This window comes from Halomonas sp. TH-94, from assembly GCF_057473365.1.
Genome location: NZ_JBYCKL010000039.1, coordinates 1 through 20,559, shown reverse-complemented (window position 1 = coordinate 20,559; position 20,559 = coordinate 1). Strand labels below are relative to the sequence as shown.

Genomic DNA, 20,559 nt, shown 5'->3' with positions numbered 1-20,559 from the left:
ACGGGGGCCGGCGTCGCGGTGCGAGTCCGCTGAACTCAGCGGCACAGGCGAAAGCCACGCATGCCGAAGTGGAAATGGTCGGCATGGGCACGGTTGTATTCCGGGCCCAGCACGTTGCCGAACAGATCGCAGGCACCATCGCGGGCCTCGCGCAGGAAGCTACCGCGCTCGCCTTCATCGTCCCAGTGATGGATCAACGTGATCCGCCGCCCGTCCTCGAGATGGAAGGCCGCTACGTCGAGCGCCTCGGCCGTGGCATGTTCGCTGAGCCGGCCGCTCTCACGACCATAGACGTTACGACAGGCAAAACTGCCGAAATGTTCGATGCTTGCCACACGCGTATCGAAGTGCGCCTCAGCCGCCGGCTGCAAACGCTGGCGCTCGTACATGACCCAGGCCAGGGCCAGCGGGCAGCGGGCGACGAAACTGGCGTTGAATTCGACCTCACTGCCGTGAACGCGCACCACGTTTTCCAGCGGACAGCCCTGCACCGGCTCATGGTCGTCCAGCGGCGTGAAGCGCAGCGCGCCTTCAGGGGCGGTTTCCAGCGCGGCCAGGCAGCCTGCACGATCATCGGAAAGACGATGCAGCTTCCATTTCGTCACCGGCGTCAACCGATCATCGACACTCAGCGGTGCCCAGGGGTGCCAGTGGCGCGGAATGCGCTCCTCGTACTGCCATAAGGCCCAGGCAGCAGCTCCCAGCAGTAACATCAGAACCAGCAGCGAGCGCATCTCACCTCAGTGTCAGAGCAACAAATGCAGGATCAGCGCCACACCGCCCACCACCAGCGCGGTTATCACGGCAATATCCACCGCTCGGTCGAGCCAGCGGTCGAAGCCGCCCTGGCGGCGGCGAGGCGGCTGACGCCGCCGGGTGGCGCCGCGATGTGGACGATGACGCGTACCGATGATTGCCATGCCGAGCTTCCGCTTCCTGTTTTTTCAGAGAGTACGACCTGCGCCGCACGCTGGCTACCGGCAATCGCAGCGTGAGCTTGCCTACCCCCCTTCACGGCGATGAATGCGCCGGTTGATCACATTGGGTGCGCGACGTAATCGCTCCTGCTCGCCCAGCGATTCGGCCTCGAAGGCGTCGGCTCCCACCGGTGTTTCGCCATGGCGACGGTAGAGTTGGGTCAGCATGGCCTGGCGGTCGGCGCGTAGCTCACGGATCAGCACCAGGATCATGCCGTAGATGATGAAGGTGAACGGTAGCGCCGAGAGCACGGCGGCGGACTGCAGCCCCGACAGCCCGCCGGCGGCGATCAAGGTGAGGCAGATGGCAGCGATCAGCACGCCCCAGATCACCCGCTTGAACAAGGGCGGGTTGATCGACCCGTTATCGGTCATCTGCGCCACGATATAGGAGGCAGAGTCGGCCGAGGTGACCAGGAAGATGAAGATCAACAGCATGGCGATCAACGACAGCACGCCGGAAAACGGCATGAGCTCGAACATCTCGAACAGCGCCACGGTGATGTTGGCCTCGGTGGCGGCCGCCAGGCCCACATCGCCGTTGAGTTCCATGTGCAATGCAGCGCCTCCGAACACCCCGATCCACAGGCAGGCCAGCATCGGTGGCACGATCAGCACACCGAAGACGTACTGCTTGATCGTGCGACCACGCGACACCCGGGCCACGAAAGTGCCGACGAAAGGCGACCAGGCGATTACCCAGGCCCAGTAGAAGATCGTCCAATTAGCCGCCCAGGTGTTGTCGGTGAAGGGCGAGATACGCAGGCTCATGCCGATGAAGTTCTGCAGATAATCGCCGATACCCAGGGTGATGGTTTCCAGAATCATCACCGTTGGACCGGTGATCAGCACATAGAGCATCAGCGCGATACACAGGATCATGTTGAGGTTGGAGAGCCGGCGAATGCCCTTGTCCAGCCCCGACCAGGTGGAAGCCATGTAGGCCAGGAACATCACGAAGAGGATGACGAACTGCCACAGCACACTCTCGGGCAGCCCGAACACGGCGTTGAAGCCGCCATTGAGCTGGAGCACGCCAAGGCCCAGCGAGGTCGCCACCCCCATGACCGTGGCCACCACCGCGAAAACGTCAAGGGTGGGTGCGTAGGGGCGCACCCGGGGGTATTTGGCCGAGATCGACGACAGCACCGAAGAGACCAGCCCGGCCTGCCCCTTGCGAAACTGGAAATAGGCAATGATCAGCCCGACCACCGAAAAGGCGGCCCACTGGTGCACGCCCCAGTTGAAATAACTGTACTGAATGGCGTAACGCGCCGCCTCGGTGGATTCCGCCGTGACATCGCCATAGGGCGGGTCGATGTAGTGGAACATCGGTTCGGCCATACCGTAGAACACCAGACCCACGCCGAAACCGGCGGCCAGCAGCATGCTGATCCAGGAGAAGAAACTGAAACTTGGCGTGCTGTCCTGCGGCCCGAGGCGGATCTTGCCGTACTTGCTGAACGCCAGGCCCACCAGAAAAATGACGAAGCCGAACACCGAAAGCAGGTAGAACCAACCGAAAAGCCGGGTCACGCCGACCAGCGCGGCATCGGCGGCATTGCCGAACGCTTCGGGAAAACCGGCGCCGGTAACGACCAGCACCAGAATGATCAGGGCCGATACGGTAAAGACCCGCTGCCCTCCATGGTTGGCCATACAGAAATCCCTTATTCCGTCCTTGGGCCTCTCATGCTAGCAGCATGACCCCAGCGGCACACAATTCTCCCCCGTGGCAGACCACGCGAGGATTGCATCGAAGCGCGGAGAAGAGGATTCTAGGAATACCAAGCAGGCTAAGGAATTCCAGCGTGACCATGCCCAACCTCTCCCGGACCCCGCTTTCCGTGCTCGACCTGGCGCCCATCCGCCAGGGCGGCACTATCGCCGACAGCTTTGCCGAGAGCGTGGCTCTTGCCCAGCTGACAGAAAGCCTTGGCTTCACGCGTTACTGGCTGGCCGAGCACCACAGCCTCGACGGCATCGCCAGTGCCGCTACGGCGGTATTGATCGGCCACATTGCCGGTGCCACGAGCCGGATTCGCGTGGGTAGCGGCGGCATCATGCTACCCAACCATGCACCGCTGGTGATCGCCGAACAGTTCGGCACCCTGGAGACGCTCTACCCGGGGCGCATCGACCTGGGGCTGGGCCGCGCGCCCGGTTCGGATGGTGCCACCATGGCGGCGCTGCGCCGAGACCCCTACGCCGGCGGCGAGAACTTCCCCGAGCTGCTTGCCGAATTGCAGGGCTTCCTCGACGACGAACGCCCCGACCAGCGGGTGCGCGCCGTGCCCGGCCAGGGCACCAGGGTGCCGCTCTGGCTGCTTGGCTCCAGCGGCTACAGCGCCCAGCTCGCCGCTCGTGAGGGGTTGCCGTTCGCCTTCGCCGCCCAGTTCGCTCCGGGCTATCTGCACGAGGCACTGCGCCTCTACCGCGACAACTTCCGCCCCTCGGCGCTGCTCGACCGCCCCTACGCCATGGTCGGGTTGCCGGTGATCGCCGCCGAAAGCGACGACCAGGCCGAATTCCTCGCCTCCACCACCCGCCAGAAGTTCCTCGGCATGGTGCGAGGCAAGCGCACTCGCTCACTGCCTCCGGTCGAAAACCTCGACTGGACGCCCATGGAGCGGGTGCAGGTGGAGCAGTTTCTGGGGGCAGCGGTGATTGGCGGTCCCGACACCGTACGGGCGGGCCTCGAACGCTTTCTCGAGCAGACCGGCGCCGACGAGCTGATGCTCAATACCGATACCTATGCCAGTGCGGATCGTCTGCGCAGCTACGAGATCGTCGCCGAGCTATGGCGAGCATGACCGTTACGCCCCCAGGCGCCAAACTGGACCTTGCCGGCACGCTTCTCGGCATTCGCCGTATGGCGCCGCTGTCGCTGTTCGTGGTGGTATTCGGACTGGCCTTCGGTGTGGCCGCCCTGGCGCGCGGCCTGTCGGGACTCGAGGCGATGCTGATGAGTGCGCTGGTGTTCGCCGGCGCCTCGCAGTTCGCCGCTCTGGAGCTCTGGGGGCCGGAAATCCCGCTGTTGCCGCTGATCGCCACCACCTTTGCCATCAATGCTCGACACTTGCTGATGGGGGCGGCCATCCAGCCTTGGCTGGCGCACCTCCCTGCCAGCCAGCGCTATGGCTGCGTCGTGCTGATGAGTGATTCCAACTGGGCCATGGCTGCCGCCGATCGCCAGAAGGGTGAAACCAATGTGGGCATGCTGGTAGGCGGCGGCATCGCGCTGTGGCTGACCTGGCTGCTCGGCACCCTGCTCGGCGTGGTTTTCGGCAGCGGTATCGAAGAGCCCGAGCGCTTCGGCCTCGACGTGATCATGGGCTGCTTCCTGTTGGCGATGCTGGTGGGCGGTCGACGCGACCTGGCCATGCTGGTGCCGTGGGGCGCCGCCGCGCTTGCCGCCTTGGCCGCCATGGCCTGGTTGCCGCCGCATTCGCATGTGATCGTCGGGGCCCTGGCCGGTGGCCTGGCGGGCCTGTTGTTGCCGTCACCCCCGGCGAAGGAGACACCCGCGTGACGCTGCCTTCCACAGCAGCCGGCGCCGTCATGGCCATTGTGATCATGGCCGTGGTCACCTATGTGACCCGTGCCGGCGGTGTCTTCGTGATGTCGCGCGTGCCCATCGGGCCAAGAGTAGAGCGCTTCATCAATGCCATGGCGGGCTCGGTACTGGTCGCCGTGATCACGCCCATGGCGGTGCAGGGTGACTGGGGCGCACGCCTGGCGCTGGTGGCCACCCTGGTGGTGATGCTGGCCACGCAGAAAGCGCTGGCGGCGATCAGCGCCGGCATTCTGGCGGCGGCGCTGTGGCGGCTATGGCTGTGATGACCAAGGCTCGGGAACGTTTGCCCCGTGCGGGCCTCCAAGAGGTACTCGATCCCGCGACTGGCGGTGCCATTACCGCCCGGAGATGTCCATGTTCGATCCCAACGACCCACGCCGAAACGCCGCCTGGCAGGCCGCCCAGCAATGGCGCGCCCGGGCCAGCAGCTCCCCCCGCGGCCCCCTGGGCGGGCTGAAGCTGATCCTGACCTGGCTGCTGTTCGGCGTACTGCTCATCGTCGGCACCGTGCTCGGCCTGTTCTTCCTGCTGCTCGGCTGGGCCATGCTGCCGATCGTGCGCTACCGTATGAAAAAGCGCCTCGAGCAGCTCCGCGCCGAGCAGGCCCGCGACGCAGGCAGCGGCTATTACAGCCACGACTCCCCATTCCGCGAACATCGCCGCGGCGGCGAACAGGAACTGCTGGAGGGAGAGTACGAGGTGCGCGAGGACGAGCGCAGAAAGTAGCTCGATGAAAAAAGACCCGCCGGGTGGCGGGTCGAAAGGGTGTCATGCAGGGGGATGCAGACAGTCGGACTCGGCCGACCGGGTCACGTTACCGCCTGCCCTATCGAATCGACCAATAGCCTTTTCGCATCGACCTGATAAGACGGCATTGCCGGTGGAAAAAAGCGTCCGGCTGCCATAACTTGAAAATACACGCCCCTGACAATCCGGAGGACAACAACAATGCCTCGACTTCGGACGACGGCGGCACGCGTGCTGCGCCCCGCCCTGCCCGCCTGCCTGCTGCTTTCCTTCGCCCTGCCCGCCCTGGCCAATGACTACCCTACCGAAGCACGGGTGGATTACGTGCTTGGCTGCATGGCGGCCAACGGCAACAGCTACCTGACCATGCAGAAGTGCGCCTGCAGCATCGACGTGATCGCCGAGCACCTGCCTTACGAAACCTACGAGCAGGTCGAGACGGTCATGGGGATGCAGGACCAGCGCGGCGAACTGGGCGTGCTGTTCCGCACCGAGCGCGGCATGCAGGACCAGGTGCAGGCGCTCAATCAGGCTCAGGCCGACGCCAACCTGCGCTGCTTCTGATGCGCAGGCCCCATGCTCGAAGCGGCCGCCTCGGTCTGGCCCTCGCTACGCTGCTGCTCGCCCCGCTTGCGGCCAACGCCGCCGAACACGCCGAGGGCGAGCGGCTGTTCCGCGCTCAGTGCGTCGGTTGTCACAGCATCGAACCCGGCCGCCACCTGGCCGGCCCCAGCCTGCACGACCTGATCGGGCGCCCGGCGGGGAGCATCGAGGAGTTCGACTACTCGCCGGCGCTCCAGCAGGCCGATCTGGTTTGGAACCGCGACACCCTCGACGCCTTCCTTGCCGGGCCCGAGGCCCTCCTGCCGGGCAATCGCATGGTGCTGTGGGAGCTCGACGAACGCACCCGCCAGCGCATCATCGACTATCTGGAGTACCGCAGCCTGGAAAGCCAGAACGAGGAGAGCCAGGGCACTCCCTGACTCGACGCAATAGGCCGCGTGGCGTGGGCTTCAGCCGCCCTTGCGGGCCATCATGCCGCGGGACGGGTTATACCCCACAATCGCCAGCACCAGCAGCACCACCGCCACCACCACGCTGATCAGCACCGCATCGGCGTTGAAGCGCTCGTACATGGCGAAGCGGATCATCTCCACGGCGTGGGTAAAGGGATTGAGCGCAGCGATCTGATAGACCAGATAGCTGCCCTCGCGGATGCGCCACAGCGGATAGAGCGCCGAGGAGAGAAAGAACATCGGGAAGATGACGAAGTTCATCACCCCGGCGAAGTTCTCCAACTGGCGGATGAATGACGAAAGCAGCAGCCCCAGCGCGCCGACCATGAAACCGGTCACCAGCAGTGCCGGCAGCAGGTAGAGATAGCCCATCGCCGGGGCCTGGATGCCGTAGACCCAGGCGATGGCCAGAAAGACATAGACCTGCACCACCGACACCAGGGTGCTGGCCAGCAGCTTGCACACCAGCAGATACCAGCGCGGAAAGGGACTGACCAGCAGCACCCGCATGCTGCCCATCTCGCGGTCGTAGACCATGGAGAGCGAGCTCTGCATGCCGTTGAACAGCTGGATCATGCCCACCAGCCCCGGGACGATGTACACCTCGTAGAGGATGTAGGTCTGGTAGGGCTCGGTCATGGCCACCCCCAGTGCCATGCGAAAGCCGGCGGCGAACACGAACAGCCATACCAGCGGCCGCACCAGCGCGGCGAGAAAGCGGCTGCGCTGGTGCAGAAAGCGCAGCAGCTCGCGGCCCACCACGCCGCGCAGACAGTGCAGCCAGGGCATCACTCGCATGCGGTCTCCTCATCCCCGACGAGGCGGTCGAAGGCCTCACCCAGCGTCTCGACACCGAGGCGGGCGGTCAGCGTCTCGCTGTGTTCGTCGGCCAGCAGCCGCCCGTGGTGCAGCACCGCGACCCGGTCGCCGGGGCGTACCTCGTCGATTAGGTGGGTCGCCCACAGCACCGCAACGCCGGCCTCGACGCACAGCCGGTGAGCGTGAGTGACGAGATCGCGACGTGAGGCGATGTCGAGCCCCACGGTGGGCTCGTCGAGCAGCAGCAAGCGCGGTTCATGCATCAACCCGCGGGCGATCTCCACCCGCCGCCGCTGGCCGCCGGAGAGGCGGCGCACTCGGGTGCGCCGCTGGTCGGCCAGTCCCACCCGCTCGAGCTGAGCCAGCGCGCGTGCCTTCGCCTCGCGTGGCGACATGCCATGCAGGGCACCGTGGTAGGCCAGGTTCTGCATCACGCTGAGGTCGAGATCCAGGGTCGGCTGCTGAAACACCGCGCCGATGCGGGCGTGGGCCTGCACCGCCTGGCGGCGCACGTCGAAGCCGCCGATGCGAATCTCGCCCCGGCGGCGGTCATGCAGCCGGGTGATCAGCGAGAACAGCGTGGTCTTGCCGGCGCCGTTGGGTCCGAGCAGCACGACGAACTCCCCGGCCTTTATGGCCAGGGAGACGTCGTCGAGCGCCGGCCTGCCGGTGTAGGTGAAGCTCAGCTCGTGGATATCCAGGGCGAGAGCCTCCGCCCCGGCCGTGTGGTTGACCTCATTCACGGTTCGACGATCACGCCCCAGGGGAAGCGCCCCACCGGGATCGAACGCACCGCCCGCAGGCTATCCACCTCGATCATGGTGACGTCACCGCTGACCCCGTTGGTGGTGTAGAGCCGGCTCTCGTCGCCGTTGAGCGCCAGATGCCACACCCGCTGCCCGACCAGGATGTAGTCGAGTACCTCGTAGGTCTGCTGGTCGACCACCGCCACCCGGTTGGCGGGCCCCAGGGCGACGAAGCCATAGCGACCGTCGGAGGTCAGCGCCACCCCTACCGCCTGCACGGTTTCCCGGGGCACGCCCGGCACGTCGAAGCGGATCACGTGCTCGACGTCGAAAGACTCCTGCATGTCGAGAATCGACACGGTGCCGGCGATCTCCGCCGAGACCCAGGCTTCACGACCGTCGTGAGTGAATTCGGCGTGGCGAGGCCGCGCACCTACCAAGCGGTGATGGACCGTTTCCATGGTCTCGGTATCGATGATGTGCGCCATGTTGGAGGTCTCGGTGGTGGAGACCAGCCAGCGACCGTCGGGGCTGATGCCCAGCCCTTCCGGCTCGACCCCCACCGGGATCTCGGTGACCAGCGTACGCCGCTCGTAGTCGAGCACCGAGACGATGTTGTCGTCCTCGTTGGAAACGTAGATGTAGGGCCGGTTGGGGTCGACGCGGATCACCTCCGGATCGTCGCCCGACGCCTGGCTGCGGACCACCTGCAGCGTTTCCAGATCGATCATGTCGATGGCCTCGTCGTCGCCCACCGCCACGAACAGCTCGCTGCCGTCGCTGCTGAAGGCCATCGACCGTGGCCGCCGCCCGACGCTGATGGTTTCCACTACCTCGAGGCGCGCCCCGTCGATGACCGAGATGGTGTTGTCCTTCTCGTTGGAGACGAAGATACGCTCCGCCTGCGCGCTCAATGGCAGCAGCGCCAGTGCCCCCAGCGCCAGCCCGAGCAGCCCGGGTGAGTAAATGCGGTTCAGAAGCGACATTGTGATTCCCCCTCGTCGGCGCCGAGTGCATCGAGCGGCGTGCGTGGATGCAGATAGCCCTCCTGCGGCGACACCGATGCCACCATGCGCGGCCCGGTGATCAGGATGGGTTGGCGCAGCTGATGGTTCCAGGTGCGATAGCTGACCGGGAAGCCCAGGTAGCCGGCGAGTTCGAACTCTTCGCTGAGCATGTAGTCGAGGACCGTCTCGCGCTCCACGGAGCCGGTACGTGCCGCCGCCTCGCCCAGCGAGCGCAGCGCCAGCCAGGCGCCAAAGTCCCGCGGCGTCATCCAGCGGTCGGCAAGCTTTTCGAAGCGCCGCTGCAGCTGCACCGCGCCCCACGACTCGTGAGCCCGATGCCAGGGCGTGGCCATCAACCCCTGGGTGCCGACCACCGGGCGCGGGGCCCAGGTCTGGAAGGGAAAGTACTCGCCGAAATAGTCGGTTTCGTCGGCGATCACCAGGACGTCGTGTTCGGGCAGATCCTGCATGAAAACGGGAATCTCGCGCTGAATGGCGTGAAAGCCCCCCTCGGCGCGACGCGCCATGGGGTCGTGGGGCCACATTCTGTCACCCACGATGCGATGGCCGTAGCGCTCGGCCGAGGCGCGCAGCACGTCGGCCAGGATGCGATCCTCGTCGGTATTGCCGTAGACCAGCGCCCAGCGGTCCCACTGCTTGAAGCCGAGGAACTGAGCCAGCGCATCGGCCAGCATGCGCCGGCTCGGTGTGGAGTGGTAGAGCTCCGGATGGCACGCCTCGCCGCGCAGCTCGTCGTCCGGCGCCCAGGCGTTGAACACCACCCGGTCACCGCGGGCGGGATGCGCCATCAGCTCATTGAGCGCCGCGGCGGGCAGTCCGCTGACGATCCATTCGGCGCCCTGCTCGACCAGGCTCTCGAGCGCTTCGCCTACGTCGCCCCCCTGGGCCACCACCGCCTCGTGCAAGACGAACTCCTGCCCCAGAAACTGCGCCGTGGCGTTGTTGTCGTTGAGACCCAGCCGAGCGCCCTGAAGCCCTTCGTCATCGAGTACGGGGTCGAGTACCGAGAGCGGCTCCTGATCGTCGGGTCGCTCCATGCCCAGATACCCCACGACGATGGTTGCCGGCGTCTCGGCCAACACCAGGGGCGACCAGCCCAGGCCAGCGGCGATGCCCCCCATCACCAGCCAGCGAAGGCACCGGGGTAAGGTTCTCATAAATGCTCCTCAGGCAGTCGTGCTGCCGCTGTTGTGGTTGTTGTCTTGCCCTCTCCACTGCTTCACGGCATGTGCGCCATGATCGTTCTCACCATGCGGGACAGCTTCTCCTCCAGCAGGTAAGGCTGCTCGCACATGGCCGGCAGCGCCTGCTGGCGCTGCTGAAAGGTACGCTGCTCCCAGAACAGGGCCTCGGAGAGGTGTTCGACCTCCGCGGCATCGGCGCCTTCCTCGGCGCGGCGCTCCTCGAGTTCGTCGACCATGGCGGAAATGGTTCCCAGGCGTGCCAGTTGGGCACGGGAAGCGCTGCGAATTCCTTCGATGGTGCGCCGCCGCTCACGGTTGGTGAGCTCGAACAAGCCAGCGAAGAGCAGCGTGAGACGCTGTTCGGCCTCCTCCGCGGTGGCCTCCTCGTTCACCGACTCGACGAACTCACGTACGCGCTCCAGAGCCTGTGCCTCCGGAGTCGAGCGCGAGATGGCGAAGCGCGCCACCCGGCCGACTTCCTCATCCTCCCACCATGCCTGCTCCAGCTCCTCCGGGGAGGGGCCTGTCCAGATGGTGCCCCATGACAGCTCAGGTATCAGACGCTGCACGCAGGGCCAGTCGGGTGGCCCCGCAGCGGCACGCTGGGCCTCGAGCTCGGTCGCGGTGAACAGCGCTAGCGTGAACCCGGCTCCCAGCAGCAAGGGGGCGAAAGGACGCGAACGACTCATGCCTCATCTCCTTCGTCCGTACCCAGCAGTTGGCCGCGGCGGTCGAGCAGCGGCACGCCGTACTCGCGCAGGATGGCATCGATCTCCCCCTGGCGGCGCTCGATGAAGTCGTTGATCCAATCCTTCCAGTGGGGCTCGCCGCGGCGCACGCCCATGGTGATGCGATAGTCGAGGGTAGCGTCGGAGTCGTCATCCACCAGAGGTACGACCTTGAGCGGTGGGTCCTGGCGGGCCGCGTAGTATGCCGCGAGCGGCCCCCAAAGCACGGCACCTTCTGTCACTCCTTCGACGACATCGGCAACGGCATCGCGTACCGGAGCACGCACACGGGTATCGACCATCAGCGGATAGCCCTGGATACGTGCGCCGGTCTGCCGTAAAGGCACCAACGGCGGGGTCTCGGCCACCACACCGATGCGCCGTCCGGCCAGCGCTGGATCGCTCAACCGAGTGACCTCCAGCTCGGAGTCCTCGGGTACCACCAGCGCATAGACCGAACGGTAGTAGGCGTTGGTGTTCTGCAGGAAGTCGTAACCCGCCACGACGCCGATCATCACGTCGCACACGCGCAGCTCCAGGGTATTGCGCACGAAGCCCATGACCTGGGGCGACCAGACATAAGTCAGCGGCACGCCGAGATCGTCGGCCATCAGCTCGGCAATGCGATTCTCGAACCCTTCGCCGGCCTGGTTGCTGAAGGGCAGGTTGTTGCCGTCGGCGCAGACCCGCAGGGCCTCGCGCTCCTGGCGTTCGGGGGGGTTGGCAAGCACAGAGGTGGCAGCGGCCAGCCCCATGGTCAGGGCCAGCATGGGCAACAGGTGACGACAGGCTACGTTCATGCATCCTCCGCTTCAGGAAGTGATCTCGAGAATGGCGCAGGACTCAGCTCTCGGCATTCGCTTCCTCGGCGGCTTCGTCTTTCTCTTCATCCTGTTCCTGCATCGCCTCGATGATGCGGGGACGGCCGCGCCCCAGACCACCTTCGCCGCGGGCTCGCATGTAGCTGTAGAGGTTGGGGATGTTGCCCATCACATAGGGGTCGTCGGCGAAGGATGGCATCACCTGGCCGGGCTGCACCTCGCGACCCGAGGCGATGGTGCCGGCGAAATTCTCCCAGCCGCGCCGTTCGACCGCGCGAATCAGGTTGGGGGCAAAGGAGGAGCCCATACCATCAGGGCCATGACAGGCCATGCAGGCTCGGGTGTAGACAAGATAGCCCTCGTAGGTATTGGGGTCCACCTTGCCATCTTCGACGACAAAGGCCCCTGGCCCTTCGCCGGTGATGCGGTCCTCGTCGTCGGCGGCAGCGTGAGTGGTAACGAACCCAAGCAAGGCAAGGGCGAATACGGGAATAGCGCGAAAACGTACACATACCGTCATGCAGCACATCCTTCTTGCGACTGCTTCGACGGCACGCGCGGCGTGCCATCGAAGAAGGGAGTGAAGAGGGGCGAGTACGGCCTACACCATACCCGCCCAGGACAGAACCGGATCAATCCGGCAGGGCAAAGACCGTCAGCACACCGCCGAGCTTGGTGTAGTCACCCAGCGCGGAGAAAACGCCGACGGCGCCGAGGCCCTCTTCGGGGTCCTCGAGCCCGGCTGCCAGGCCGATGCCGGCCCAGCCGCCGACGCCTGAGAGCACGGCGACGTACTGCTTGCCCTCGTGCATGAAGGTATTGACGTTACCGATGATTCCGGAGGGTGTCTTGAAGCGCCACAGCTCCTCCCCGTTCTCGATGTCCACCGCTTTCACGTGCCCCTCCAGGGTGCCGTAGAAAGCCAGGTCACCGGCGGTAGCCAGGGCCCCGCTCCATACCGCGAAGCGCTCATCGACTTCCCACACTGTCTCGCCGGCAACCGGATCCCAGGCAATGAAGCTACCCATGCGGCCTTCCATGGCGCCGTTCTCGGACGGTGCCGGCATCATGGTCAGCGTGGCGCCGACGTAGGGCTGTCCGGCCACGTACTCGGTCTCGTAGGGCTCGTAGTTCATGCAGATACGATTGATCCCGGCGTAGATCAGCCCGGTACGCGGCGAATAGGCGCTCGGCTGCATGTTCTTGGCGCCCATGGCCGTGGGGCAGATATCGGTGGTGTTGACGTTCACGCCCTGGCGGAAGGTGCTGTACTCCTCGCTGACATTGGGCCTGCCGGTCTCCATGTCGTAGCTGTCGGCCCAGTTGGTTTCCGGGGCGAACTTCTCGGCCACCAGCAGCTCTCCGGTTTCGCGGTCCAGCAGCATACCGAAGCCGGTGCGATCGATGATCGCCAGGCCCTTGCGCTCCTCGCCTTCGAACTCGATGTCGATCAGCTGGTTCTCGTTGACCCCGTCATAATCCCATTCGTCGAAGGGTACCTTCTGATAGACCCACTTGACCTCGCCGCTGCTGGGATCACGGGCGAACACCGTGATGGCCCACTTGTTGTCGGCCGGCTCCCCGTCGATGGCGCGCTGATCGGGGTTCCAGGTGCCGGGGTTGCCGGTGCCGTAGTAGATCAGATCCAGGTCGGGGTCGTAGGTGACCCAGCCCCATGGGGCACCGCCGCCGCGCTCCCACTCGCCTTCGGGCCAGGTGGAGACACCAAGGTCGGCCTCGCCGATGGGCTCACCCATCATCAGGGTGGTCTCGGGGTCGATCAGCACTTCATCGTCCGGGCCGGTGGAGTAGCCGCGCCACACCATCTCGCCGGACTCGACGTCATAGGCGGTCATGTGGCCGCGGATGCCGTACTCACCGCCGCTGATGCCGACGATGACTTTGTCGTGTACCACCAGTGGCGACATGGTGTTGGTCTCGCCGACGGTGTGATCACCGTTGCTGACGTCCCACAGCAGCTCGCCGCTCTCGGCATCCAGGGCGATCAGGGTGTTGTCGGCCTGGCCGAGGAAAAGACGCCCGTCGGCGTAGGCCAGCCCGCGGTTGACCGTATCGCAACACATCACCGGAATGACGCGAGAGTCCTGGTCGGGTTCATAGCTCCAGACCACACGCCCCTCGTCCTCGAGATCGAGCGCGAAAACCTTGTTGGGAAACGGGGTGTGGATATATAGCCGGCCATCGCCGACATAGAGGGGACCGCCCTCATGACCCCGCAATACGCCAGTGGAGAACTGCCAGACCGAACGCAACTCATTGACGTTGTCGCGGTTGATCTGATCCAGCTCACTGAAGCGGTTGCCTTGATAATTACCCAGCTGGGTCGCCCAGTATTCCGGGTTCTGCTGGAGTTCGAGTTGGTTCTGGTTGGCATGTGCCACCGATGCCGCCAGCAGCCCGGTGGCTGCGACTGCAAAACCGGTCACCCTAAGCATGGCGTTTCTCCGTCTCACTGAAGGTGTGCCTGGGGGAACGGCACATCTTGTGTAGTTGTGTAGTTGTGTTTCAGCTATTGACATTGAAGGTCTAGCACAACTTAGCTTTGCGGCAGGGCAGCAGAGTGGATTTAGGCACCTCTTTTCAGTCAAAAGACTATTGCCCCCCAGCAACAATGCTGTAACACCGTGCCAAACATCGCTTCGCCATGACTTTGCCAACACGCCTACGACTTTGGTCGAAAGGCAGGACTGGCATTCACTGCTTTACTTAGGGTGCAAGGCAAATACATCCACCCATCGTGGAGGGGCTCCTATGTGGACCAAACCCGCTTATACCGATCTTCGTCTTGGCTTCGAAGTGACGCTATATATCTCCAACCGCTAAATTCACCCCATGACGCAATAACGACCGGCTGACGTTCTTCAGGGCGTCAGCCGTCGTTCTTTTTGTCACCGACACGGAGCACTGCATGCACGTACTGGTTCTGGGAGCCGCCGCCGGTGGCGGTTTCCCCCAGTGGAACTGTAACTGTCCGCTCTGCTACGGCTTGCGCAACGAGAGCATCGAGGCTACCGCGCGGACCCAATCTTCGATCGCCATCAGCAGCGACGGTGAGCGCTGGCTGCTATGCAACGCCTCGCCCGACATCCGCAGCCAGCTGGCAGCCAACCCGGAGCTGCATCCACGGCGCATTCCCCGCGACAGCGGCATCTCGGGCGTGCTGCTGGTGGACGCACAGATCGATCACACCACCGGCCTTTTGTCCCTGCGCGAAGGCTGCCCCTTCGATGTCTGGTGCACGCCGAACGTACATGAGGACTTGAGCAGCGGTTTTCCTCTGTTCACCATGTTGAAGCATTGGGGCGGGTTGAATTGGCAGCCCATCGCCATCGACCAGGACCATCGAGAAGCGGCGTTCGAGATACCCGCCTGCCCCGGCCTCGCATTCACCGCCGTGGCGCTGGACAGCAACGCCCCGCCCTACTCGCCACGCCGTGGCGCCCCCACGCCGGGCGACAACATCGGCCTGATCATCGAGGACCGCGCCCGCGGCACGCAGCTTTTCTACGCTCCCGGCCTCGGCCGGCTCGACGACCGTGTACGCGGCTATCTCCGTCAGGCGGACTGCGTTCTGGTCGACGGAACCTTGTGGCACGACGATGAGCTGATTCGCGCCGGCGTAGGCAAGTCGACCGGGGCCGACATGGGGCACCTGGCGCTGGCCGGGCCTGGTGGATTTCTCGAGGAGCTCGGCAGATTGCCGCAGGCCACTCGCCGGGTTCTGATACATATCAACAACACGAATCCGATCCTCGACGAACACTCGCCGGAGCGAGCCTCGCTGGACGAGGCCGGAATCGAGGTCGCCTTCGACGGTATGCGTCTGGAGATATGAACCCGCAAGAACGACGGACGTCACAAGATAACGGTCAAGAACGTATTCGACACAAGGACGCAACGCCATGACATCGATCGCTTCGCCCTTCACCGATTCGGCGGCCGAGACCGATGCTCCCGCCCTGTCGTCGGAGGCTTTCCGCGAGGCCCTGCTGGAAAAGGGCGCCTACTATCATATTCACCACCCCTATCAGGTCGATATGGCCGCAGGACGCGCCACGCCGGAGCAGATTCGCGGCTGGGTAGCCAACCGGTTCTATTATCAGGTCAACATTCCACAGAAGGACGCTGCGCTGCTGGCCAACTGCCCCGACGCCGCGACGCGACGCCGCTGGATTCAGCGCCTGCTCGATCATGACGGCCACGATGACGATGGCGGTGGCATCGAGGCCTGGCTGACCCTGGGCGAGGCGGTGGGTCTGACCCGCGACGAGCTGTGGGCCCAGGAGCACGTACTGCCCGGCGTGCGCTTCGCGGTGGACGCCTATGTCAATTTCGTGCGCCGCGCCGACTGGCGCGAGGCGGCAATCTCCTCGCTTACCGAGCTGTTCGCCCCCGAGGCGCATCAGAGCCGGCTCGACACTTGGCCGACCCACTATCCCTGGATCGACGAGGCCGGCTACGGCTATTTCCGCAAGCGTCTGAAGGAGGCCCGCCGCGATGTCGATCACGGACTGGAGGTGGCCCTGGCGGTATGCACGACAGCCGCTGCCCAGCAGCGCGCGCTGGAGATCCTGCAGTTCAAGCTCGACGTGCTGTGGACGATGCTCGACGCCATGACCCTGGCCTACCAGCTCGAGCGTCCGCCTTTTCATACGGTCACCGATCGGCGCGTCTACCATAGGGGGCTATGATGGCCATGATAGAGTCAGCAAGCGTCTATCGTCTTCGCCCCGGCTGGCGCCTGCAGTGGGAGGAAGCCCAGGGCCGCCACGTGCTGCTCTATCCGGAGGGCATGGTGCAGCTCAACGACAGCGCCGGTGCCATACTGAATCAGCTGGATGGCCAGCGCGACGTGGCGAGCATGGTGGCCAACCTGCAGGCACTGTTTCCCGACGCGCCGGCCGCGGCGATCGAGCAGGACGTCCATGAATTCCTGCATGACGCCAGCCAACAAGGGTGGATCCAACATGACTGACCGCTCCCACACCACTGCCGTCAATGGCGCCACCGGCGCACCGCTGTGGCTGCTCGCCGAGCTCACCTATCGCTGCCCGCTGCAGTGCGCCTACTGTTCGAATCCGCTCGACTTCGCCGCGGTGAAGGAGGAGCTCTCCACCGAGGAATGGATCGACGTGCTGACCCAGGCCCGCGCCATGGGTGCCGTGCAGATGGGTTTCTCCGGCGGCGAACCCCTGGTGCGCCGCGATCTCGAAACGCTGGTAGCCGAGGCACGCCGGCTCGGCTTCTATACCAATCTGATCACTTCGGGGCTGGGGCTCGATGAGGCGCGCATCGAGGCGCTGCGCGACGCCGGACTCGACCATATCCAGATCAGCCTGCAAGCCGCCGACCCCGACGTCGCGGCGGCGGTAGCCGGCTCGCCCAAGGCGCACGCCAAGAAGCTCGCCATGGCGCGTGCGGTCAAGGCCGCCGGCTACCCCATGGTGCTCAACGTGGTGCTGCACCGGCACAACATCGATCGTATCGACGAGATCATTGCGCTGTGCGACGAGCTCGGCGCCGACGCGGTCGAACTGGCCAATTGTCAGCTCTACGGCTGGGCGCATCTCAACCGCGAGGGGCTGCTACCCAGTCGTGCCCAGCTCGAGGCCGCCGAAGCCACTACCGCCCGTTGGCGCGAGCACCTTGCCGAGCGCGGCCGCGACATGCGCCTGCTGTTCGTGGTGCCCGACTACTACGGCGAGCGACCCAAGGCGTGCATGGGCGGCTGGGGCGCAATTTTCATGACCGTGGCCCCCGATGGCGCGGTGCTGCCCTGCCACAGCGCACGCATGCTGCCGATGAGCTTTCCCAATGCCCGGGAGCGCCCGCTCAGGGAGATCTGGTACGACAGCGAACCCTTCAACCGCTATCGCGGTGACGCCTGGATGCAGGCGCCCTGCCGCAGCTGCGACGAGCGCCACAAGGATGTCGGTGGCTGCCGCTGCCAGGCCTATCTGCTCACCGGCGATGCTGCAGCCACCGACCCGGTCTGCAACCTCTCGCCGGATCATCACCTGATCGAAGCTGCCCGTCGCGAAGCCGAAGCCGCCTCACCTGAGATGGAGACGCTGACCCTACGCAACGCGCGCGAGTCGCAAGTGTTCTGTCGCCAATGAATGCGCCCGCCGCCCCCAACGACGAAGCGGCCCGGCGCGCGGGGCTACCACCCGGCAGCCGCCTGCATGAAATTCGCCTGGCCAGCGGCCTTTGGATCGCCGCGGCGGAGGTACCCACTGCGCGGATGCAGCGTCTGGTCGGTGCAGTGGGTGTCGGCTACCTGGACGAGCCCGACGACTGCCGCGGCCTGGCGCACCTGCTAGAGCACGCTCTGTTCCTGGGATCGGCCCGTTTTCCCGGCCCCGACAGCTTCACCCGCTGGGTAGGCGAGCACGGAGGACGCTACAACGCCCGCACCGACGAGACCGTCACCGACGTGCACTTGCAGCTGCCGCCCAACGATACCGATGAAGGCCTGGCCCGACTGGTGGACATGCTGGCCCGTCCCCAGTTCGAGGCCGAGCGCATCGGCCACGAAGTGGACGTGCTCGACGCTGAATTCCGCGCCCGCTTGGGCGACCCCGCCCTGCACCGGCTGACGGCGCTAGGCCGGCTCTGTCGTGAAGGACACCCTGCCCGGCAGTGCCATGCCGGCAACCGCAAGAGCCTGGGCGACGACGTCGCTCATCTGGTCGCCCGTCTCAGCGACTTTCACACGCAGCACTACCGCACCGGGTGCATGGCGCTGACGATGTTGGGACCGCTGCCACTCGAGGAGCAACTGGCGCTGCTAGAGCGATATGGCAATGCGCTGCCGATGGGCGAAGTCCGGCCGCCAATTCGCCCATGGCGCTGGGCCGAGCCGGGCGGTGTGGCCTGGCATCCACCCCAAGCCACCGCTGAGGCTTCGGTTCTGGAAGTGTTCTGGCCGCTGCCCGACGAACTCGCCGCTACTCATCGCGAGCGACTGAACGCCGTCGCCGCGCGACTGCTCGACGGCAAGCTGGCCGCCACTCTTCAGGCCGCGATCGAACTCGATCGCCTCGAGGTGACGCTCGCCCCGGGGGGAACCGGAGCCTCGCTGACCCTGCGCCTGGCCCCGGTGCCCGACGGGGAGACGCTGCAGACGCTATTTTCCGTTTGTCGCCAGGCGCTGGAACGGGCGCTCGCCTCGCCGCTGTTCACTCCATCCGCGCCTCCCATCGACCTCGACGCCTGGCCTCGGCAACACGCCTGTCGGCTGGCCGCCACGGAAAACCGCAGCAATCCCCCCGAGGCCTCGGAAGAGGAACTGCTACCCTGGTTGGCGCCTGAGCAGTGCCGGCTGCTATGGCTCTCGCCTGACACCCCGGGCAGTTGGAAGCACATGTCGGAGACCGGCACCGCCTGGCGCCTCGAACCGCTACCGCGAGAGAATGTGCCCCTGCCATGGCGAGCGCCGCCGGCCCTCGCCACTCGACCTATTCCCTCGAGCGCCGGAGATCCGACTCCGCGCCAGCTATGCCAGGGAGCCGGATTCAAACTATGGGCCGGCGATCCGGTGCGCCTGGCGGATACCCCGTCGGCCGCTCTCTGCCTGGGCTGGCCCACGACTGCCTCGCCGCAGGCCGCTTACCTGTCGCAGTGGCGTCAGAACGCGCTGCCGCTGCGTCAGGCCGCCCAGGCCCATGGCCTGCAGCTGAACTGCGATGGCGATGCCCGCGGCACCTGGCTGATTGCCACGGGCGAGGCCGAGCGCCTTGCCGCACTGGCGGAGCTGGCCTTGGCGAGCTGGCCTCAGAAAGCACCCAAGGTGCCCGAAAGACCCGAGTGTGGGCTGCTGGCCCAGCGCATGCTGTCCCGACTCGAGACCTTACCGCCCCCCGACGCCTTTGATGGCAAGCCCCCCCAGCCGCTCGGCTGGGTGTATGGCAACGCCGATGCCCAGGCCGCCGAGACGCTGCTCCGTCGACTTGCGGCGCGCCGACGTAACGACGAGACCGCCCATGAGCCGCTTGCGACGACGCACCGTCTTCCACCACAGGGGAGCGATCATGCCGTCATGCTCGAAGTCGTCGGCCCCGACGACACCCCTCGCAGCCGCTGGCTACTGCAGCTACTGGCGCAGTGCCACGATGCGGCCTTTCACCGCGAGATGCGTCAGCGCCGGGGCCTTGGCTACGCGGCGGCGGTACGCTATCGCGAATCGGCAGGATTCCCGAGGCTTGGCTACGTGGTGCAGTCACCTGATATCGAGGTAGTGACGCTACGTCAGGCCATCCTCGAATTTATCGATCAACAGAACGAAGCGCTGGCACATCTCACTACCGACGACCTGACACGCCGCCGACGGGGCCTGCTCGCCAACGCCGGCCCTCCCGAAACCCACGCCGAGGCCATGACCCGACTTTGGCAGGCGCTCCGCCGCCAGGCATTCTCGAGCCATCCCATGGCGGCCTGGCAGCCGTTGCCCTGGGTGGCCGAAGCTCAGGCACTGGCCTCGCTCTCCCCGGACGAGCTGGGCGCCATGGCACATGCCCTTGCCACCGGCGGCTTGGCACGCCGCTGGTGGCTCCACAGCCCCACCGGACCCCTCGTGTAATCCGCGTTGCTGGAATGTTGCCTAGCGGCAACTCAGTTGTGCACCAGCGTCACAATGACCCCACCTCCTCTCACCTAGACTGTCATCAGCGTCATCCCATTGCGGGCGCGACCGCGCCTTACATGACAAGAACCAGGGAGACCTGTCGATGAAATCGCGCGCCGCCGTTGCCCTTGAAGCGGGCAAGCCCCTTGAACTCACCGAAATCGACGTCCAGGAGCCCCGAGCCGGCGAGGTACTGGTGCACATCAAGGCCACCAGTGTCTGCCATACCGATGCCTTCACCCTTTCCGGCGCCGACCCGGAGGGGCTGT

General features: G+C 65.5%; 23 protein-coding genes and 1 pseudogene. 13 read left to right on the top strand and 11 right to left on the bottom strand.

Features of this window, described 5'->3' with window-relative positions:
• Positions 1-35 precede the first annotated feature (35 nt).
• The 3 genes from AC2VNO_RS07570 to AC2VNO_RS07560 form a co-directional block, all read right to left on the bottom strand.
• Positions 36-734 carry an extensin-like domain-containing protein gene (locus AC2VNO_RS07570; protein WP_486933562.1) on the bottom strand — a complete coding sequence of 233 codons (699 nt, stop codon included), beginning with the start codon at positions 732-734 and terminating at the stop codon, positions 36-38.
• A gap of 12 nt (positions 735-746) precedes the next feature.
• Positions 747-920, bottom strand: coding sequence for a hypothetical protein (locus tag AC2VNO_RS07565; protein WP_486933561.1), 174 nt, complete (start codon positions 918-920; stop codon positions 747-749).
• 81 nt (positions 921-1,001) lie between these two features.
• Positions 1,002-2,636: a BCCT family transporter gene (locus tag AC2VNO_RS07560; RefSeq protein WP_486933560.1), complete on the bottom strand. Its 1,635-nt coding sequence runs from the start codon at positions 2,634-2,636 to the stop codon at positions 1,002-1,004.
• A 158-nt stretch (positions 2,637-2,794) separates the two neighbouring features.
• Between AC2VNO_RS07560 and AC2VNO_RS07555 the strand changes: the two genes are divergently transcribed.
• The 6 genes from AC2VNO_RS07555 to AC2VNO_RS07530 all read left to right on the top strand — a co-directional run bounded on the left by AC2VNO_RS07555 (position 2,795) and on the right by AC2VNO_RS07530 (position 6,284).
• Complete coding sequence (locus tag AC2VNO_RS07555) at positions 2,795-3,790, top strand: LLM class flavin-dependent oxidoreductase (RefSeq protein WP_486933588.1); 996 nt, start codon at positions 2,795-2,797, stop codon at positions 3,788-3,790.
• On the top strand, positions 3,787-4,509 hold the full coding sequence (locus tag AC2VNO_RS07550) for an AzlC family ABC transporter permease (protein WP_486933559.1): 723 nt from the start codon (positions 3,787-3,789) through the stop codon (positions 4,507-4,509). The genes AC2VNO_RS07555 and AC2VNO_RS07550 overlap by 4 nt, the downstream gene beginning before the upstream one ends.
• Complete coding sequence (locus AC2VNO_RS07545; protein ID WP_486933558.1) at positions 4,506-4,817, top strand: AzlD family protein; 312 nt, start codon at positions 4,506-4,508, stop codon at positions 4,815-4,817. Before AC2VNO_RS07550 ends, AC2VNO_RS07545 begins: the two co-directional genes overlap by 4 nt.
• An 85-nt stretch (positions 4,818-4,902) precedes the next feature.
• A complete protein-coding gene (locus AC2VNO_RS07540; RefSeq protein ID WP_486933557.1) occupies positions 4,903-5,280 on the top strand; it encodes a hypothetical protein in 378 nt (125 codons plus the stop codon).
• Positions 5,281-5,502: 222 nt separating this feature from the next.
• Positions 5,503-5,865, top strand: coding sequence for a hypothetical protein (locus AC2VNO_RS07535; protein ID WP_486933556.1), 363 nt, complete (start codon positions 5,503-5,505; stop codon positions 5,863-5,865).
• A complete protein-coding gene (locus AC2VNO_RS07530) occupies positions 5,865-6,284 on the top strand; it encodes a c-type cytochrome (RefSeq protein WP_486933555.1) in 420 nt (139 codons plus the stop codon). The genes AC2VNO_RS07535 and AC2VNO_RS07530 overlap by 1 nt, the downstream gene beginning before the upstream one ends.
• A gap of 30 nt (positions 6,285-6,314) precedes the next feature.
• Here the strand turns inward: AC2VNO_RS07530 and AC2VNO_RS07525 are convergent, their stop codons facing one another.
• From AC2VNO_RS07525 to AC2VNO_RS07490, 8 genes are all read right to left on the bottom strand, one after another.
• Positions 6,315-7,115 (bottom strand): ABC transporter permease, encoded by an 801-nt coding sequence (locus AC2VNO_RS07525; protein WP_486933554.1) that lies wholly within the window; start codon positions 7,113-7,115, stop codon positions 6,315-6,317.
• Entirely contained in the window at positions 7,106-7,879 is a 774-nt protein-coding gene (locus AC2VNO_RS07520) for an ABC transporter ATP-binding protein (RefSeq protein WP_486933553.1), read from the bottom strand. Before AC2VNO_RS07520 ends, AC2VNO_RS07525 begins: the two co-directional genes overlap by 10 nt.
• Positions 7,876-8,868 carry a PQQ-dependent catabolism-associated beta-propeller protein gene (locus tag AC2VNO_RS07515; protein ID WP_486933552.1) on the bottom strand — a complete coding sequence of 331 codons (993 nt, stop codon included), beginning with the start codon at positions 8,866-8,868 and terminating at the stop codon, positions 7,876-7,878. Before AC2VNO_RS07515 ends, AC2VNO_RS07520 begins: the two co-directional genes overlap by 4 nt.
• Positions 8,856-10,067, bottom strand: a complete 1,212-nt coding sequence (locus AC2VNO_RS07510; protein ID WP_486933551.1) for an ABC transporter substrate-binding protein — start codon at positions 10,065-10,067, stop codon at positions 8,856-8,858. Before AC2VNO_RS07510 ends, AC2VNO_RS07515 begins: the two co-directional genes overlap by 13 nt.
• 62 nt (positions 10,068-10,129) lie before the next feature.
• Positions 10,130-10,783: a hypothetical protein gene (locus tag AC2VNO_RS07505; RefSeq protein ID WP_486933550.1), complete on the bottom strand. Its 654-nt coding sequence runs from the start codon at positions 10,781-10,783 to the stop codon at positions 10,130-10,132.
• A complete protein-coding gene (locus AC2VNO_RS07500) occupies positions 10,780-11,622 on the bottom strand; it encodes a quinoprotein dehydrogenase-associated putative ABC transporter substrate-binding protein (RefSeq protein WP_486933549.1) in 843 nt (280 codons plus the stop codon). The genes AC2VNO_RS07505 and AC2VNO_RS07500 overlap by 4 nt, the downstream gene beginning before the upstream one ends.
• A 43-nt stretch (positions 11,623-11,665) precedes the next feature.
• Complete coding sequence (locus AC2VNO_RS07495; RefSeq protein WP_486933548.1) at positions 11,666-12,163, bottom strand: c-type cytochrome; 498 nt, start codon at positions 12,161-12,163, stop codon at positions 11,666-11,668.
• Positions 12,164-12,275: 112 nt separating this feature from the next.
• Positions 12,276-14,099 carry a methanol/ethanol family PQQ-dependent dehydrogenase gene (locus AC2VNO_RS07490; RefSeq protein WP_486933547.1) on the bottom strand — a complete coding sequence of 608 codons (1,824 nt, stop codon included), beginning with the start codon at positions 14,097-14,099 and terminating at the stop codon, positions 12,276-12,278.
• Between the two features lie 316 nt (positions 14,100-14,415).
• Between AC2VNO_RS07490 and pqqA the strand changes: the two genes are divergently transcribed.
• The 7 genes and pseudogenes from pqqA to AC2VNO_RS07455 form a co-directional block, all read left to right on the top strand.
• On the top strand, positions 14,416-14,487 hold the full coding sequence (pqqA, locus tag AC2VNO_RS07485; RefSeq protein WP_081786101.1) for a pyrroloquinoline quinone precursor peptide PqqA: 72 nt from the start codon (positions 14,416-14,418) through the stop codon (positions 14,485-14,487).
• An 85-nt stretch (positions 14,488-14,572) separates the two neighbouring features.
• Entirely contained in the window at positions 14,573-15,499 is a 927-nt protein-coding gene (pqqB, locus tag AC2VNO_RS07480; protein ID WP_486933546.1) for a pyrroloquinoline quinone biosynthesis protein PqqB, read from the top strand.
• Positions 15,500-15,566: 67 nt separating this feature from the next.
• Positions 15,567-16,355 carry a pyrroloquinoline-quinone synthase PqqC gene (gene pqqC, locus AC2VNO_RS07475; protein WP_486933545.1) on the top strand — a complete coding sequence of 263 codons (789 nt, stop codon included), beginning with the start codon at positions 15,567-15,569 and terminating at the stop codon, positions 16,353-16,355.
• 5 nt (positions 16,356-16,360) lie between these two features.
• The gene (gene pqqD, locus AC2VNO_RS07470; protein WP_486933544.1) at positions 16,361-16,639 is read left to right on the top strand and encodes a pyrroloquinoline quinone biosynthesis peptide chaperone PqqD; all 279 of its coding nucleotides are present in this window, start codon (positions 16,361-16,363) and stop codon (positions 16,637-16,639) included.
• Positions 16,632-17,783 (top strand): pyrroloquinoline quinone biosynthesis protein PqqE, encoded by a 1,152-nt coding sequence (gene pqqE / locus AC2VNO_RS07465; RefSeq protein ID WP_486933543.1) that lies wholly within the window; start codon positions 16,632-16,634, stop codon positions 17,781-17,783. The genes pqqD and pqqE overlap by 8 nt, the downstream gene beginning before the upstream one ends.
• Positions 17,780-20,245 carry an insulinase family protein gene (locus AC2VNO_RS07460; protein ID WP_486933542.1) on the top strand — a complete coding sequence of 822 codons (2,466 nt, stop codon included), beginning with the start codon at positions 17,780-17,782 and terminating at the stop codon, positions 20,243-20,245. The genes pqqE and AC2VNO_RS07460 overlap by 4 nt, the downstream gene beginning before the upstream one ends.
• Positions 20,246-20,393: 148 nt before the next feature.
• A pseudogene (locus AC2VNO_RS07455) lies at positions 20,394-20,559 on the top strand (S-(hydroxymethyl)glutathione dehydrogenase); the annotation flags it as partial.